This is a genomic window from Arthrobacter sp. Y3223065, from assembly GCF_059090885.1.
Genome location: NZ_JBNHGC010000004.1, coordinates 194764 through 210883, shown reverse-complemented (window position 1 = coordinate 210883; position 16120 = coordinate 194764). Strand labels below are relative to the sequence as shown.

Annotated in this window: 10 protein-coding genes and 1 pseudogene; 10 read left to right on the top strand and 1 reads right to left on the bottom strand. The window is 67.2% G+C overall.

Features of this window, described 5'->3' with window-relative positions:
* Window positions 1-67: 67 nt before the first annotated feature.
* The 4 genes and pseudogenes from ligA to AC5RUK_RS12715 all read left to right on the top strand — a co-directional run.
* Window positions 68-2239, top strand: a pseudogene (gene ligA, locus AC5RUK_RS12730) (NAD-dependent DNA ligase LigA); the annotation flags it as partial.
* Entirely contained in the window at window positions 2239-2748 is a 510-nt protein-coding gene (locus AC5RUK_RS12725; protein ID WP_493988060.1) for a DUF2087 domain-containing protein, read from the top strand. The pseudogene ligA and the gene AC5RUK_RS12725, both read left to right, overlap by 1 nt.
* A gap of 125 nt (window positions 2749-2873) precedes the next feature.
* Window positions 2874-3626, top strand: coding sequence for a hypothetical protein (locus tag AC5RUK_RS12720; RefSeq protein ID WP_494152369.1), 753 nt, complete (start codon window positions 2874-2876; stop codon window positions 3624-3626).
* Between the two features lie 95 nt (window positions 3627-3721).
* Entirely contained in the window at window positions 3722-4219 is a 498-nt protein-coding gene (locus tag AC5RUK_RS12715; protein ID WP_494107990.1) for a GNAT family N-acetyltransferase, read from the top strand.
* Window positions 4220-4254: 35 nt separating this feature from the next.
* Here AC5RUK_RS12715 and AC5RUK_RS12710 read toward each other — a convergent pair whose 3' ends face one another.
* Window positions 4255-5169, bottom strand: coding sequence for a metallophosphoesterase (locus tag AC5RUK_RS12710; RefSeq protein ID WP_494152368.1), 915 nt, complete (start codon window positions 5167-5169; stop codon window positions 4255-4257).
* 561 nt (window positions 5170-5730) lie between these two features.
* Between AC5RUK_RS12710 and AC5RUK_RS12705 the strand changes: the two genes are divergently transcribed.
* The 6 genes from AC5RUK_RS12705 to gatB all read left to right on the top strand — a co-directional run bounded on the left by AC5RUK_RS12705 (window position 5731) and on the right by gatB (window position 15977).
* On the top strand, window positions 5731-8997 hold the full coding sequence (locus tag AC5RUK_RS12705; protein WP_494152367.1) for an efflux RND transporter permease subunit: 3267 nt from the start codon (window positions 5731-5733) through the stop codon (window positions 8995-8997).
* The gene (locus AC5RUK_RS12700) at window positions 8994-9443 is read left to right on the top strand and encodes a hypothetical protein (RefSeq protein WP_494107987.1); all 450 of its coding nucleotides are present in this window, start codon (window positions 8994-8996) and stop codon (window positions 9441-9443) included. Before AC5RUK_RS12705 ends, AC5RUK_RS12700 begins: the two co-directional genes overlap by 4 nt.
* Window position 9444: 1 nt before the next feature.
* A complete protein-coding gene (locus AC5RUK_RS12695) occupies window positions 9445-12573 on the top strand; it encodes an efflux RND transporter permease subunit (protein WP_494107986.1) in 3129 nt (1042 codons plus the stop codon).
* 83 nt (window positions 12574-12656) lie between these two features.
* Window positions 12657-12953: an Asp-tRNA(Asn)/Glu-tRNA(Gln) amidotransferase subunit GatC gene (gene gatC, locus AC5RUK_RS12690; RefSeq protein ID WP_493977642.1), complete on the top strand. Its 297-nt coding sequence runs from the start codon at window positions 12657-12659 to the stop codon at window positions 12951-12953.
* A 9-nt stretch (window positions 12954-12962) separates the two neighbouring features.
* Window positions 12963-14465 carry an Asp-tRNA(Asn)/Glu-tRNA(Gln) amidotransferase subunit GatA gene (gene gatA, locus AC5RUK_RS12685; protein WP_494152366.1) on the top strand — a complete coding sequence of 501 codons (1503 nt, stop codon included), beginning with the start codon at window positions 12963-12965 and terminating at the stop codon, window positions 14463-14465.
* Entirely contained in the window at window positions 14466-15977 is a 1512-nt protein-coding gene (gene gatB / locus AC5RUK_RS12680) for an Asp-tRNA(Asn)/Glu-tRNA(Gln) amidotransferase subunit GatB (protein ID WP_494152365.1), read from the top strand.
* Window positions 15978-16120 lie beyond the last annotated feature (143 nt).

Sequence of the window (16120 nt, the reverse complement as noted above, 5' to 3'; positions counted from 1 at the left end):
GGTCCAGCGAGGACTTGCGGGCTCCGCCGTCGTCGCCTGAACCGCGCTTCTCGGGCAAGATAGTCAGGTGAGCACAGTCGAAACACCTGCCAGCGGGATTCCCGGGGACGAGATCCGCCACGAGTACGAGCAGCTGACCGAGGACGTCCGCAAGTACCGCTACGCGTACTACAACGAGGACGCCCCGCTGGTCTCGGACGCCGAATTTGACCTGCTGTACCGGCGGCTGGAGGAGATCGAGGCACTGCACCCGGAGTTGGTGGCCAACGACTCGCCCACGCAGGAAGTCGGTGGCGAGGTTTCCGCCGCCTTCGCCCCGGTGGAACACCTGCAGCGGATGTACTCGCTGGAGGACGTCTTCTCGCTGGACGAGCTGAAGGCCTGGGTGGACCGCGCCGCGGCGTCGGTGGCCAACCTGGGCAACGGCAGGAAACTGCGCTGGCTCAGCGAAGTGAAGATCGACGGACTGGCCGTCAACCTGCTCTACCGCGATGGCGAACTGGTCCGGGCCGCGACCCGGGGAGACGGCACGACCGGCGAGGACATTACCCACAACGCGCTGACCATCGCCGACATCCCGCGCCGGCTCACCGGCGACAACATCCCCGCCGAGGTGGAGATCCGCGGCGAAATCTTCATCCCCACCAAGGACTTCCTGGCGCTGAACGAGCGGATGGTGGGGGCGGGCAAGGCGCCGTTCGCCAACCCGCGGAACTCCGCGGCCGGCTCGCTGCGGCAGAAGGACCCGAAGGTGACGGCCGAGCGGCCGCTGCACATGTTCGTCCACGGCATCGGCTCCCGCGAAGGGCTCGCCGCCGAGAGCCAATCGGACACCTACGCGATGCTGCAGGAATGGGGGCTGCCCACCAGCCCCTATTACAAGGTCGTGGACAGCTACGAAGAAGTGCTGGAGTTCATCGAACACTACGGCGAACACCGCCACGACCTGCTGCACGAAATCGACGGCATCGTGGTCAAGGTGGACGACTTCGGCCTGCAGCGCGCGCTCGGCCACACCTCCAGGGTGCCCCGCTGGTCGGTGGCCTATAAGTATCCGCCGGAAGAGGTCCACACCAAACTGCTGGACATCCGGGTGAATGTGGGCCGCACCGGCCGGGTCACCCCGTACGGCGTGATGGAGCCGGTGAAGGTGGCCGGTTCCACCGTGGAGATGGCGACCCTGCACAACCAGGACGTGGTCAAGGCCAAGGGCGTGAAGATCGGCGACATCGTGGTGCTGCGCAAGGCCGGCGACGTCATCCCGGAGATCGTGGGCCCGGTGCTGGCGCTGCGGGATGCGCAGGATCCGCCGGTGCGCGATTTCGTGATGCCCACCGACTGCCCCTCGTGCGGCACCCCGCTGGCTCCCGGCAAGGAAGGCGACGTCGACCTGCGCTGCCCGAATGCCAAGTCCTGCCCGGCGCAGCTGACCGAGCGGGTGGCCCATCTGGCCGGCCGCGGCGCCTTCGACATCGAAGCGCTGGGCTACGAGGCCGCGTTCGCGCTGACCCGGCCGGCCGAACCCGAACAGCCTCCGCTCACCAACGAGGCCGGGATTTTCAGTCTCAAACCCGAGGACCTGGCCGACGTGCGGATCCGGCGCGAGAAGAAGGCGAAGGGCGTGCCCACTGGCGAGACGGAACTCGTGCCCTACTTCTACACCAAGGGCACCGCCAAGAAGCCCTCTGTGCCCACGGCCAACACCAGGAAGCTCTTCGAGGAGTTGGAGAAGGCCAAGACCCAGCCGCTCTGGCGCGTCCTGGTGGCGTTGTCCATCCGGCACGTTGGTCCCACCGCTTCCCGCGCCCTGGCCACTGCGTTCGGGTCGATGGACGCCATCCGGGCCGCCAGCGAGGACCAGTTGGCGCACGTGGACGGGGTGGGCCCCACCATCGCGGCCGCGCTGAAAGAGTGGTTCGCCGAGGACTGGCATGCGGGGATTGTCGACGCCTGGGCCGCCGCCGGCGTGCGGATGGCCGACGACGTGGACGAGAGCATGCCCCGCACGCTGGAGGGGCTGACCGTGGTGGTGACGGGTACGCTGCCGAACTTCAGCCGCGACGAGGCCAAGGAAGCGATCATCATCCGCGGCGGCAAGGCCTCCGGCTCCGTCTCGAAGAACACCAGCTATGTGGTGGCTGGCGAGAATGCGGGGACCAAACTGGACAAGGCCGAGTCCCTTAACTTGCCCGTGCTGGACGAGGACGGTTTCCGCCGGCTGCTGGAAACCGGCTCGGCGTGACGGGGGAGCGGCCAGGGCCCGGCGCCAGCTGGCAGCAGTTGCTCTCCGCTCTGGCCAGCCACCGCCTTCGGGGGCTCTATGCTGCCCTGGTGCTGGGCCAACAGCCGGAGATGACCCCCAAGGAACGGCAGAAGCTCCTCGCCTCCGGCCTGGTGACGCACGACGGCGGTGCCCTCGCCGTTGAGCCCGGTGTCTTCAAGGCAGCGCTGGCCGCGGCACGGAAACCCCAGCCGACCGGGCCGGAAAGGTTCCTCGCCGGCGAGCTGGTGGTGCTGCCATCCCGTGCCTCCGACCGGCTGGAACTGCTGGGCCATATCCGCGACCGCATCATTGCCGGCAGCGAGGTCCTGGCCGAAAAGGAACTGAACGCCAGACTGGCCGCCTTCACCCCCGATGTGCCGATGCTCCGCCGTGCCCTGGTGGATTACGGCTTCCTGGACCGCGAGCCTGACGGCACCGCGTACCGGATCGCCAACCGCCGCGGCGACGGCCCCGGCCAGCAGTAGCAGCGGCGAGCTGCGCCGAAAGCAGCGGCAGCCACGTCGCGAAACGCGCGGACATCCCGGCGGCCTCGCGAAACTATCGTGACTGGCATCACCGGCCATGGGACGATGGATGTGCGAGGTGAGCCATGAACGAGTTCTTTGCCGACGGTTTTCCCTGGTGGTTCATCTGGGTCGGTTTCGCCGTGGTCTCCGGTCTGGGACAGCGTGCCAAGCGCACCCGGCGCGGTCAGGGCTGGAACCGGACCGGTGGCCGCCGCCGCGAAAGCGCACGGTCGGAGGCGGCCCGGCGCGAGGCCGACCGGATGCGTGCCGCCGCCGCCGCAGAGCAGCAGCGGCTCCGCGACACCGCGGCGGTGATGGCCGACCATGACGCGGTGAACGCGCGCTGGCTGGACTACGAGCTGGACGTGGCCAAGCTGATCGATTTCCCCATGATGTCCGATGTCCGCGAGCCGCTCACGGTGGCGTTCCTGCGCGCCAAACGGACCGCGGACGGGCTGCGGCCGGTCACCGCCGCGGAAGTTGCCACCGACGAGCGGCTGCGCGAATACCGCGAGGCGGTGCGGGCCTATGAGGTGGCCTTCGACATCGCCGAACGCGAGGCCCGCCGCATTCAGGACCAGCACTTCAGCGGCCCCGAACGGCTGCGGCTGAACACCGCACGCCGGCTGCTGACCATCGCGGTGGACCGGGCGGCCACCCCCGCCGAGCGGCAGTTGGCCTACGCACGGGCCCGCAAGGAGCTCGACGGTCTCTTGGCGCTGCCGGCCGAGGCCGTCGCCGCCCTGCAGCGGCGGGTCCATCCGGAGTTGCTCCCGCCCCTGCCCGGTCCGGCGGCTGGACCGCCGGCGGGACGGCAATACGGCGGCGAGGCCTGAACCCCCATTGGCGCGCACCGCCCGCGGTGCGGGAAACTGGTCAGGCAAGCCCCGACGTCGTACTTTCCATACCCGCAAGGACACCGCCCAAGCACATGCAGATCACCATCCGCCCTGCCACCGCCACCGATTTCGACGACGTGGAGCGCCTGACGCGCGAGGCGTACCTGGCCGCGGGACACTTCCCGGCAGCCGACCACCCGTATCTGGTGCACGTTTCCGACGTGGCGCACCGGGCACAGCATGCCGAGATCTGGGTGGCCGAGCGGGGCGGGAAGGTGGCCGGCGCGGTCACGCTGGCGCAGGCTGGCGGGAAGTATGCCGACATTGCCCGGGAGGGTGAACTGGAGTTCCGGATGCTGGCCGTGGATCCGGGGCTGCAGCGCTCCGGCGTCGGCCGCGCGCTCGTGGACGCCATCGTGGAGTACGCGCGCACGCTGCAGGGCATCAACGCCGTGAGCCTGACCACCGGCAGCGACTGGACGGCGGCACACCGGCTGTATGAATCGCTGGGATTCGACCGTGTGCCGGAACGGGATTGGCCGGTGCCCGGAACGGACATCCGGCTGCTGGTCTTCGTCAAGCGCCTCTAGGCGGCCCACGGACGGCAGGAGTACGGCGGCGGCACTCAGGGTTTGCCCAGTGTGAACGAATCGGTGAAGTTCCCGCCGCCGGCGCCGACAAACGTAGCCGTCAGGGAGTCCTCGGTCACCTCGATCTCCATAAACCCGTGCGTGGGGTCGGCGTTTGCGCCGGAGTTGGCGGCGAAGTAGGGCGCCTCGGCATCGGAGCCGTTGACGTCGCGCAGCGGTTGCCCGCCTGTGCCGACCGTCGCGAAGACCGTGCCGGCACCGGACTCGAAGTCGGCGTCGGTGTCGGAGATGCAGGCATTATTGCTTTGCGCGGGCAGCAGCGACGGACAGTTCGGGCCCAGGGCGAGTTGGTGTGTCCGCTGGTAGAGGTGTTCGTGGCCGTGCAGCACCAGGTCCACCTTTTTGTCCAGCAGCAGATCCGTCACGGCGGGACCGGGATCGCACTCGTAGCGGCCCACCGAGTGGCAGGGCTTGTGGGAGCCAACCACAATCCACGGGATGTCCGCCGTGCGGGCCGAGTCTATGGCAGCGGTCGTCCACCGGTACTGCTCGGTCCCGGGAAGGTAGTCCCATCGGCCGGAGTCGGGAAACTCCAGGCCCGGCGAAATCAGTATCAGCCGCAGCAGGGGATCCCGCTGCGGGATGTCCACGAACCATTGGCGCCCATAGGTGCCTTGGACGCCGGGTAAGCGGGGAGGAAGGCAGCGGGCGAATGCATCGATCGAACCGTTCCGGCCATCGCTTTCGTGGTTTCCGGAAACCAACTGCAGGGGGATATCCGGCCCCAGGTGGTCGGTGACGAAACTGCACCACCCCGATTCTGTGCCGGGAAGCCCGTAGGACAGGTCGCCGAGCGCCAGGCCGAACCGTGCACCGCTTCCCGCCATCGCTTCCAGCACCTGCGCGGCACCTTCGTCGAAGCCGAAGTCCCCGGCCGCCGCGAATCTCACGCGTTCCGCGGAGTCGCCGCCTGTCCGGGGCGCGGGGGCCGCCGTGCCGGCCGGGTCTGAGGCAGGTGGTGACGTAACCGGCGGGGCGGCCGGCGCGCGGGAGGTCGAGGAAGCGGGGCCCGCCGAGGCTTGCGGCGCCGGGGCGGGAGAGCCTTGCCCTGGGCTGCTGCAGCACGGCAGCAGGAGGGCGGCCAGGGCTATGGCAGCCAGTCGAGCCGGACGCATGGGGCCTCCTCGCCGCGACGGACTCCGGCGTCCGGTCGGAAGCCCGACACCCCTACCGGCCGTTCGCGGGGGCCACATTCTAGGTGCCCGGCCTAAGGCGGTCAAACTGCTTCGCGAATTTTCTTGTCGCCCGCTGACCGTTTGTGCCACACTGGGGACAGCATTTTGAGTGATCCGTTGGGGAACACGCCGGTCGGCCAACGCCTCGATGGGGACCGGAGCTACGCCAGGACAGGCTGAACTCCTACCGTGCGGACCGGGCGTCCGCACAAGCTTCATGGGTGAGCGGGGACGGGTAAGTGACCCGAATCGCTCTGCGCCGTTGGGGGCGTTTTTATGTCTGGCTTGTTGGTTCGCTGGACCCTCAAATTCCGGTTGCTGGTCTTGGCTGCCGCGGCGGGCATTCTCGGGTTGGGACTGGTGACCCTGCCGTCGATGCCGGTGGACAACCTCCCCGAATTCGCCCCGCCCCATGTCGAAATCCAGACCGAGGCGCTGGGTCTGTCGGCCGTAGAGGTCGAGCAGCTGATCACGTCTCCGATGGAGGCCGACCTGCTCAACGGCGTGGCATGGCTGGATGAAATCCGATCGGTCTCCGTCCCGGGTTTGTCCTCCATCGAGATGGTCTTCGAACCCGGCACCGATATCCTGCGGGCCAGGCAGCTGGTGGCGGAGCGGTTGACGCAGGCCTTCGCGCTGCCGAACGTCTCTACGGCCCCGGTGCTGATGCAGCCGCTGTCGTCGAACAGCCGGGTCATGATGGTCCAGCTGAGCTCTGCCGAGCAGTCGGTGATCGACATGTCGGTGCTGGCGCGCTGGAACATCAAGCCCGTGCTGATGGGCGTCCCCGGGGTGGCCAACGTGTCGATCTGGGGCCAGCGTGAACAACAGCTCCAGGTCCATGTGGACCCCGAGCGCCTCCGCGCACAGGACGTGACGCTGAACCAAGTGATTGAAACCACGGGAAATGCCGTCTGGGTGTCCCCGCTGAGCTTCCTGGAAGCCTCGACCCCGGGCACCGGCGGATTCCTGGAGTCGGCCAACCAACGCATCGGCATCCAGCACGTGCTGCCGATCCAGAACGCCGAGGACCTGGGCAAGGTCAGCGTCGAGGGGACCGGCGACAAACCGCTCCAGCTCGCCGATGTGGCGGAGTTGAGGGAGGACCACCAGCCATTGATCGGCGACGCCGTAACCGGTGACGCCCCGGGGCTCATCCTGGTCATCGAAAAATTCCCCGATGCCAACGTCGTCGAGGTCACCAAACACCTCGAGGAGGCACTGGACGAGCTTCGCCCCGGATTGCCCGGCATCGAGGTGGATTCCACGATCTTCCGCCCGGCAAGCTTTTTGGAGTCCGCCGCGAACCAGTTGGGGCTGGCGCTGCTCATCGGCCTGCTCGTGGTGACCGTTGGCATCGGCCTTGCCTTCCGATCCTGGCGGTATGCCCTCATCGGGCTTGCAGCCATCGTCCTGTCGGCCGTGGCTGCGGCGCTGATACTGCAGTGGCAGGGAGCCGTGCTGAACACCATGGCTTTCGCCGGCATCGTGCTGGCGCTGATCGTCGGCGTGGGCGACGTCATCGCCGACCTGCACAGCGTCCGGCACAAGGACACCGGCCAGCCTGCGCGAACCTTCGCGCCGGCCCCCGCGCACCATGCCGGGCAGGAAACGCCGGCAGGCACCCCGGCCGGCTTCGGCGGGAATCAGCAACCGGCGGAGGCAACGGCGACCGACGGCCGGGAAAGCCTGCTGGCCCGGGCCCTGCGGCGGTCGAGAATGCCCATGGTATTCGCGGCCCTGGCAACATTGCTCGCGCTGGCCCCGGCCTTGTTCATCCGGGGCGTCGACGGCGCCTTGCTGAGGCCCCTGATACTCTCCTACCTGCTGGCCGTCGCCGTGGGGTTCATCGTGGCCCACACCGTCACCCCCGCCCTGGCCAGCATTCTGGTGCCCGCCCGGGAGAAAACGAGGCCGGCCCCCGCCGCCGTGCAGAAGGTCCGGCGCAGGCTGGACCACCTGCTCGCCTCCGCCGCCGAGGGGCGGCGCTGGCTGGCAGCCGGCGTAGTCGCAATCCTCGGGATCGCCGCCCTGGCTGCGATACCGCTCGTCGCTGCCGGAAACCCCGTGGTGGCTTCCGTGCCGGACCGCACCCTGCTGATTCAGTGGGACGCCGCCCCCGGCACCGCCAATACCGAGATGAACCGCATCACTGCCAGGGCCAGCGATGAACTCAGGACGGTCGACGGCGTCGCGGCCGTCGGCGGCCACGTCGGGAGGGCAATCACGTCGGATACCGAGGCGAACGTCAGTTCCAGCGAGATCTGGGTGACGCTCGAGGACGGCGCGAGCTTCGACCGGGTCAAAGCCGACGTGCAGGGAATCGTCGACGGCTACCCCGGCCTGGCGAACCGGGTGCTGACCTATCCGGAAGGCCAGGTCGACCGGGTTCGGCAGGCCAACGAGCAGGGCTTCCAAGTACGCGTCTACGGAATCGAGCTGCCCATCCTGCGGGAGAAGGCCGAAGAGCTCCAACAGGTCATGGCCGGTATCGACGGTGTAGCCAATCCGCGGCTGGACATTGCGGTGGACCAGCCGATCGCGGAGATCGAGGTGGACTTGGACGCCGCCGAACGGGTGGGCATCAAACCGGGTGACGTGCGCCGCGCCGCTGCCGCCATCCTGCAGGGCATCGAAGTCGGGTTCATCTTCGAGCAGCAAAAGGTTTTTCAGGTGATCGTCAAGGGCGACGAAGCTACCCGGGGCAGCCTCACCAGTGTCCGCGAGCTGTCCATCGATACTCCTGATGGCGGCAGCGTCCGGCTCGGCGACGTAGCCGACGTGCGCATTAGTCCAAACCAGACGGTCATTCATCATGACAACACCTCGCGCCGCATCGACGTGCTCGCCGATATCGAGGGGCGCAGCCTGGGCGAGGTTCAGTCGGAAATCCGCGCAGCGATCGCCGAGATGGAATTTCCGGTCGAGTACCACGCGGAAATCCCGCCCCAGTACGAAGAACAGCAGGTTTCAACCCAGCTGATTTGGTGGCTCGCGGCCGCGGCTGCCATCGGCATCCTGATCCTGCTGCAAACCGTGCTCGGTAGTTGGCGGCTCGCCGCCCTGGTGCTGCTGGCACTGCCGGTCGCGCTGTCCGGAGGAGTGCTCGCGATCCTGCTCACCGGTGGCGATGGATCGCTGTATGCGTTGGTGGGGCTCGCGGCGGTGCTCGGCTTTGCCATCCGGGAAGCGTTGCAGCTGGTGGGGCATTTCCAGACGTTGCAGAGCGACGACCCGTCCCGTCGTCCGGTCGAACTGATGCGCAGGGCAGTCGGCGACCGGTTGCCGCCGATGCTCCTGGCGGCTGCGGTCGCTGCCCTGGCACTGGTGCCCTTGGTCGCCTTGGGCGGAACCGTCGGAGCCGTCACCATCCTGCCCCTGGCCGTGGTGGTTTGGGGCGGCCTGATCACCACCGCACTGCTGGTGCTGTGGGTCCTGCCGGTCTTGGTCCTCACGCTCGGCCCTTCCGGCCAACCCGACTGGTCGAACTCACTGGTCAATATGCACGAGTCTGTACTGCAACGGAGGCAGGAAATGTCATGACTGGCCAACGTCATGGACGCCACAGTGCGCTGGTCGCAGCGACGGCCGCGGCAACCATTGTGTTGTCCGGCTGCGCGGCAGCCGGCCCGGAAATGGAACCCCAGGGCATCGAGGCCGCCGTCAAGGAGACGATTCCCGGCTCCGAGCTGAACCGGCTCACCCTCACCGAGCAAGCGGCGGAACGGCTGGACCTGACCACGGAGCCGGTGGCCGCCGGAACCGGGAGCGGGCTGGAGATTCCCTACAGCTCGCTGATCTACGATGCTGCCGGCGACACCTGGGTCTACACCAACCCCGAACCCCTGGTCTTCGTCCGGGCTCCCGTCGAAGTGGGCCGGATCGAGGGCGACGTCGTGCACCTCAGCGACGGCCCGGAGCCCGGCACCGACATCGTCACCCTCGGTGCCGCCGAACTCTTCGGCGCCGAGTTCGATACGGCCCACTGACATGCGCCGGATCGTCGCTTTCAGCCTCAAATTCCGGTCCGTGGTGGTGGCCATCGCCGTCGGAATCATGCTGTTCGGCGGCGTCAGCCTGAGTACCGCATCGGTGGACGTTTTCCCTGAGTTCGCGCCGCCGAAAGTCGAAATCCAGACGATCTGCATCGGCCTGACCGCCTCCGAGGTGGAAGAGCTGGTCACCGTCCCGCTGGAAGAGGCCCTGAACGGCGTCGAGGGCCTGGACGACCTGCGCTCGAAATCCGTCTCCCAACTGTCCTCCATCGTGCTGATCTTCGAACCGGACACGGACCTGTTGACCGCCCGGCAACTGGTATCGGAGCGGATCGCCAACACCACTCCGACCCTGCCCACCTGGGCATCGCCGCCGGTCATGCTGCAGCCGTTGTCGTCGACCAGCCGCGTCATGAAGATTGGCCTGACCTCCGACGAGCGCTCGCTGATCGAGATGTCGATGATCAGCTACTGGAAGATCCGCGCCCACCTGCTCCGCGTGCCCGGCGTCGCGAACGTGGCCATCTGGGGCGAGCGACTGCAGATGCTGCAGGTGCAGGCCGAACCCGAGAAGATGCGCGCCGAGGGCGTGTCGCTGAACCAGGTGATGACGGTCACCGCCGACGCCCTGGATGCAGGGCTGCTGCAATATTCCCCCGGCGCGGTGATCGGCACCGGCGGCTACATCGGGACACCCAACCAGCGGCTGGGCATCCAACACGTGCTGCCCATTACGACGCCGGAGGCCCTGGCCAAGGTGACCATCGACGAGCGCGACGGCGATCCGCTGCGCCTGGGCGATGTTGCGCGCGTGGTTGAGGACCACCAGCCACTCATCGGGGACGCCGTGATCAACCAGGGCGAGGGGCTCATGCTCATCGTGGAGAAACTTCCCTGGGGCAACACCCTGGAAGTCACCAAAGGGGTGGAAGCGGCGCTGAAGACGATGGAGCCGGGCCTGAGCGGCATCGAGATCGACACTGAAATCTTCCGGCCCGCCAGCTTCATCGAAGAATCGCTGAACAACCTGACCGTGGCGCTGCTGCTCGGAACCGTCCTGGTGATGATGGTCCTCGGCGCGTTCCTGTTCCAATGGCGCACCGCGCTGATCAGCATCATCGCGATTCCGCTCTCGCTCGTGACCGCCGCGCTGGTGCTCTACCTCAGCGGCAGTTCGGTCAACACGATGGTTTTGGCGGGGTTGGTCATTGCCGTGGGCGTGGTCGTAGACGATGCCATCATCGACATCGAGAACATCATCCGGCGGCTGCGCCAGCACCGCGCCGAAGGCGGCAGCAGGTCCACCATGCGGGTGGTGCTGGACGCTTCCCTTGAGGTCCGCGGGCCGATCGTTTATGCCACTTTGATCATCATCGTGGCGGCGATCCCCATCTTCTTCCTCGAAGGACTCACCGGGGCGTTCTTCCGGCCGCTGGCCATCTCCTACACCCTGGCCGTGCTCGCCTCGATGCTGGTCGCCCTGACGGTCACCCCGGCGCTGGCCCTGATCCTCATGCGCAACGTGCCGTTGGAGTCGCGCGAGCCTCCGCTGGTACGGGTCCTCAAACGCGGCTACCACGCCATCCTCAAGCGCTTCGTGCGGCGCCCGCGTCCGAGTTACGTGGTCTTCGGCGCCATCGCGGCAGCCGGGGCCGTGATGGCGCCATTCCTCGGGCAGTCGCTGCTGCCGGACTTCAAAGAGCGGGACTTCCTGATGCACTGGGTCACGCAGCCCGGCACCTCGGTGGGGGAGGAGTACCGCATCAGCCAGCGAGCCTGCGCGGAACTGCTGCAAATCGAGGGCGTGCGCAACTGCGGCGCCCACATCGGACAGGCGTTTGCCGCCGACGAGGTGGTCGGGGTCAACTTCGGCGAGAACTGGATCAGCATCGACCCGGCGGTGGACTACGACAAGACCCTGGCCGCGGTCCAGGAAGTCGTGGAAGGCTACCCCGGTATATACCGCGACGTGCAGACCTACCTGAAGGAACGGATCCGCGAGGTGCTGACCGGATCGAGCAACGCGGTGGTGGTGCGGCTCTACGGCGATGACCTGGACATGTTGCGGGAGAAAGCCGAGGAAATCAACGAGATATTCCAGGCAACCGACGGCGCCATCGACGAGCACGTGTCATTGCAGGTGGACGTGCCGCAACTTGAAGTGACCGTCGACCTGGAGACGGCACAGCGGTACGGGCTGAAACCCGGGGACGTCCGGCGCGCCGCGGCAACGCTGGTGGCCGGAGAAGAAGTGGGCGACGTCTACCGGGGCGGGAAGGCCTACGACGTCCAGGTCTGGAGTCCGGAGGAAATCCGTTCCGACGTGACCAGCATCAGAAACCTGCCCATCGACACACCGAGCGGCGAGCGCATCCGGCTGGCGGACGTCGCCGATGTCAGCCTGCGGCCCACGCCGAATGTCATTGAACGTGACGACAACTCCCGGCGCATCGACATCGAGGCCAACGTCGAAGACGGGGCGCTGGCCTCAGTGGTCGCGGCGATGGAGGCCGGGCTGGCAGAGATCGAGCTGCCGCCCGGGTTCCATGCCGAAATCCTCGGCGAGTACGAAGAACGGCAGGAAGCCACGCAGCTGCTGCTGACCCTCGCGGTTGTGGCGCTCGCCGTCATCTATTTGCTGCTGCAGGTGTCCTTCGGCAGCTGGCGCCTGGCGACGATGATCATGCTGACCCTGCCGATCGCGCTGGTGGGCGGCGTGTTTGCGGCTTTCCTGGGCGGCGGCGTGCTCTCCCTCGGGTCCATCGTCGGGTTCCTGACCGTGATGGGCATAGCCGCGCGCAACAGCATCCTGCTGATCAACCATTGCCAGCACCTGGAGAAGTTCGAGGGCGAAACCTTTGGTCCGGCGCTGGTGCTGCGCGGCGCGGGCGAACGGCTCTCGCCGATTTTGATGACCACGCTCGCTACCGGATTGGCGCTCGTGCCCCTGGTGGTGATGGGCAGCATCCCGGGGCACGAGATCGAGCATCCGATGGCGTTGGTTATCCTCGGCGGGCTGGTCACTTCCACGCTGTTGAACCTCTTCGTGGTCCCTTCGCTGTACCTGCGGTTCGCCAAGCCCAAGGCCGAACGCAGGGAAGCCGAGGCTGTCGCCGTGGGATAGTCCCTCGGCGTTCCCTGGCGAATCCCGACCCTTCTGCGCCGGTAGACTGAGAAGGAAAAGCATTCCACCCGCGTAGGAGACTCATGTCTGAGATCAATCGTGCGGCGGTGGCGCATTTGGCGCGGCTGGCCCACATTGAGATGACCGCCGAAGAACTGGACAAGATGGCCGGCGAACTCGACGTCATTGTCGATTCGATCAAGTCCGTCCAGGAAGTTGCCAGCCCCGATGTTCCGGCGACCTCGCACCCGATCCCGCTGAACAATGTGTTCCGCGAGGACGTAGTGGGCGAGACGCTGAGCCAGGAACTCGCCCTGGCGAACGCACCGGACCAGGCCGACGGCCGGTTCAAAGTTCCGGCGATCCTGGACGAGGAGTAAGACGCAGCCATGAGCGAACTGATTACCCATAGCGCGGCCAAAATGGCCGAGATGCTGGCCGCCTCGGAGGTGTCCTCGGTCGAGGTCACCCAGGCGCATTTGGACCGCATCGCCGAGGTCGACGGCGACCTCAACGCGTTCCTGCACGTGAATACCGACGAGGCGCTCGCGGTGGCGGCGGACGTGGACAAAGCCCGTGCCGCCGGCGAAGAGCTGCATGCGCTGGCGGGCGTACCGATTGCGATCAAGGACCTGATCGTCACCGTGGGCCAGCCCACCACCGCCGGCTCGAAGATCCTCGAGGGCTGGATGAGCCCGTACGACGCCACCGTGATCAAGAAAATCCGGGCGGCCCGCATGCCGATGCTGGGCAAGACCAACCTGGACGAATTCGCCATGGGTTCCTCCAGCGAGCACTCCGCCTACGGTCCCACCCGCAACCCGTGGGACCTGGACCGGATCCCCGGCGGCTCCGGCGGCGGCTCTGCGGCTGCCGTGTCCGCTTTCGAGGCACCGCTGGCGCTGGGCACCGACACCGGCGGTTCCATCCGCCAGCCGGCCGCAGTGACCGGTTCGGTGGGCGTGAAGCCGACCTATGGCGGAGTTTCCCGCTACGGCGCGATTGCGATGGCGTCTTCGTTGGACCAGATCGGTCCGGTGACGCGCACGGTGCTGGACGCCGCGCTGCTGCACGAGGTCATCGGCGGACACGACCCGGCCGACTCCACCTCGCTGACAGACCCGGTGGGTGCGCTGGTCGAGGCCGCCCGGAACGGCGACGTGCGGGGCATGCGCATCGGCGTGATCAAGGAACTGCAGGGCGAAGGCTACGCGGCCGGCGTGCAGGCCCGTTTCGACGAGGCCCTGGAACTGCTGCGCGGGGCCGGTGCCGAGGTGCTGGAGGTCTCCTGCCCGAACTTCAAGTACGCGCTGGGCGCCTACTACCTGATCATGCCCTCGGAGGTTTCCTCCAACCTGGCCAAGTTCGACGGCGTCCGCTACGGGCATCGCGTGCTGCCGGCCGAGGGTCCGATGACGATCGAACGCGTGATGGGTGCGACACGTGCCGCCGGCTTCGGCGACGAGGTCAAGCGCCGCATCATCCTGGGCACCTACGCCCTGTCCGCAGGCTACTATGACGCCTACTACGGTTCGGCGCAGAAGGTCCGCACGCTGGTTCAGCGCGACTTTGCCGCTGCATTTGAAACCGTCGACGTGCTGGTCTCTCCCACGGCGCCGACGGCCGCGTTCAAGCTGGGCGAGAAGCTGGACGACCCGATGGCCATGTACCTCAACGACGTGGCCACCATTCCGGCGAACCTTGCCGGAGTACCCGGCATCTCGGTGCCGGGCGGCTTGGCCGACGGACTGCCGGTGGGTATCCAGTTCCTGGCCCCCGCCCGTGAAGATGCCCGCTTGTACCGCGCCGGCGCCGGTCTAGAAAACATGCTGGAAGCCCAGTGGGGCGGCCCGCTGCTGGCCCAGGCTCCTGTCCTCGGAGGTGTGAAGTAAATGACTGCAACACAAGAGTTGGTCTCCTTCGAAGAGGCGATGGCGAAGTACGACCCGGTCCTCGGGTTTGAGGTCCACGTCGAGCTGAACACGAAGACCAAAATGTTCTCCGCCGCTCCGAACGCGTTCGGCGATGTGCCGAATACCAACGTGTCGCCGGTGGACCTGGGCCTGCCCGGCGTCCTGCCGGTGGTCAACAAGTCGGCGGTGGAGTACTCGATCATGATTGGGCTCGCGCTCAACTGCAAGATCGCCGAATCCTGCTTCTTCGCCCGGAAGAATTACTTCTACCCGGACACCCCGAAGAATTTCCAGACCTCCCAGTACGAAGACCCGATCTGCTACGACGGCTACCTGGACATCGAGCTGGAAGACGGCGAAGTGTTCCGTGTGGAGATCGAACGCGCGCACATGGAGGAGGACGCGGGCAAGCTCACCCACATGGGAGGCGCCACCGGCCGGATTCAAGGCGCCGAGTACTCGCTGGTGGACTACAACCGCGCCGGCGTTCCGCTCGTGGAGATCGTCACCAAGCCGATTGTCGGAGCCGGCTCCCGTGCTCCGGAACTGGCCCGTGCCTACGTGGCCGCCGTCCGCGAGATCGTCAAGAACCTGGGCGTCTCCGACGCACGGATGGAACGCGGCAACGTCCGCTGCGACGCGAACGTGTCCCTGATGCCCAAGGGCGCGGAGCAGTTCGGCACCCGGTCCGAGACCAAGAACGTGAACTCGCTGCGTGCGGTGGAACGTGCCGTCCGCTTCGAGATCCAGCGCCACGCCGGGGTCCTGGACGCCGGCCAGAAAGTGGTCCAGGAGACCCGCCATTGGCACGAGGACACCCGCTCCACGACCGCGGGCCGGCCCAAGTCCGACGCCGATGACTACCGCTACTTCCCGGAACCGGACCTGGTCCCCGTGGTCACCACCGAAGAGTGGATCGAAGAACTGCGTGCCCGGCTGCCCGAGCCGCTGGCCGAGCGGCACAAGCGGTTGAAAACCGAATGGGGCTATTCCGACGCCGAATTCCGCGACGTGGTCAACGCCGGCGTGATGGAGTCGATCGAGGAAACCATTGCCGCCGGTGCCTCCGCTGCTGTGGCCCGCAAGTGGTGGATGGGCGAAATCTCCCGCCGCGCCAAGGAGGCCGAAATCGAACCTTCGGAGCTGGGCGTGACCCCGCTGACCGTGGTCGAGCTGGACCGCCTGGTGCAGGCCGGCAAGATCAACGACAAGCTGGCCCGCCAGGTGCTCGACGGCGTGCTAGCCGGTGAGGGCACACCCGAGGAGGTCGTGGAGAAGCGCGGCCTGGCAGTGGTGTCGGACGATTCGGCCCTGCTGGAAGCAATCGACGCTGCGCTGGCGGCCCAGCCTGACGTGGCCGAGAAGATCCGCGGCGGCAAGGTCCAGGCCGCCGGCGCCATCGTGGGCGGGGTCATGAAGTCCACCCGCGGGCAGGCCGACGCCGGTCGGGTCCGCGAACTGATCTTTGAACGTCTCGGCGTTCAGGGTTAGCCGGTGGAGCAGACGATGAATGGCAACGCGTGGCGCCGCACCCGCGCCGACATCGGCCCGGTTTCGCGGCGCGCGGCCGGCCCGAGTGCGCGCGCGTCCACCGGCACCGACATCGGGCCGGTTCCGCTGGCCTAGCGGCCCCG

What these genes read in the sequence shown, in the direction of transcription:
- AC5RUK_RS12720 (WP_494152369.1), top strand. Translation starts at nt 2,874, where the DNA reads ATGAACGAGTTCTTTGCCGACGGTTTTCCCTGGTGGTTCATCTGGGTC.
- gatA (WP_494152366.1), top strand. Translation starts at nt 12,963, where the DNA reads ATGAGCGAACTGATTACCCATAGCGCGGCCAAAATGGCCGAGATGCTG.
- AC5RUK_RS12705 (WP_494152367.1), top strand. Translation starts at nt 5,731, where the DNA reads ATGTCTGGCTTGTTGGTTCGCTGGACCCTCAAATTCCGGTTGCTGGTC.
- AC5RUK_RS12715 (WP_494107990.1), top strand. Translation starts at nt 3,722, where the DNA reads ATGCAGATCACCATCCGCCCTGCCACCGCCACCGATTTCGACGACGTG.
- AC5RUK_RS12695 (WP_494107986.1), top strand. Translation starts at nt 9,445, where the DNA reads ATGCGCCGGATCGTCGCTTTCAGCCTCAAATTCCGGTCCGTGGTGGTG.
- gatC (WP_493977642.1), top strand. Translation starts at nt 12,657, where the DNA reads ATGTCTGAGATCAATCGTGCGGCGGTGGCGCATTTGGCGCGGCTGGCC.
- AC5RUK_RS12700 (WP_494107987.1), top strand. Translation starts at nt 8,994, where the DNA reads ATGACTGGCCAACGTCATGGACGCCACAGTGCGCTGGTCGCAGCGACG.
- gatB (WP_494152365.1), top strand. Translation starts at nt 14,466, where the DNA reads ATGACTGCAACACAAGAGTTGGTCTCCTTCGAAGAGGCGATGGCGAAG.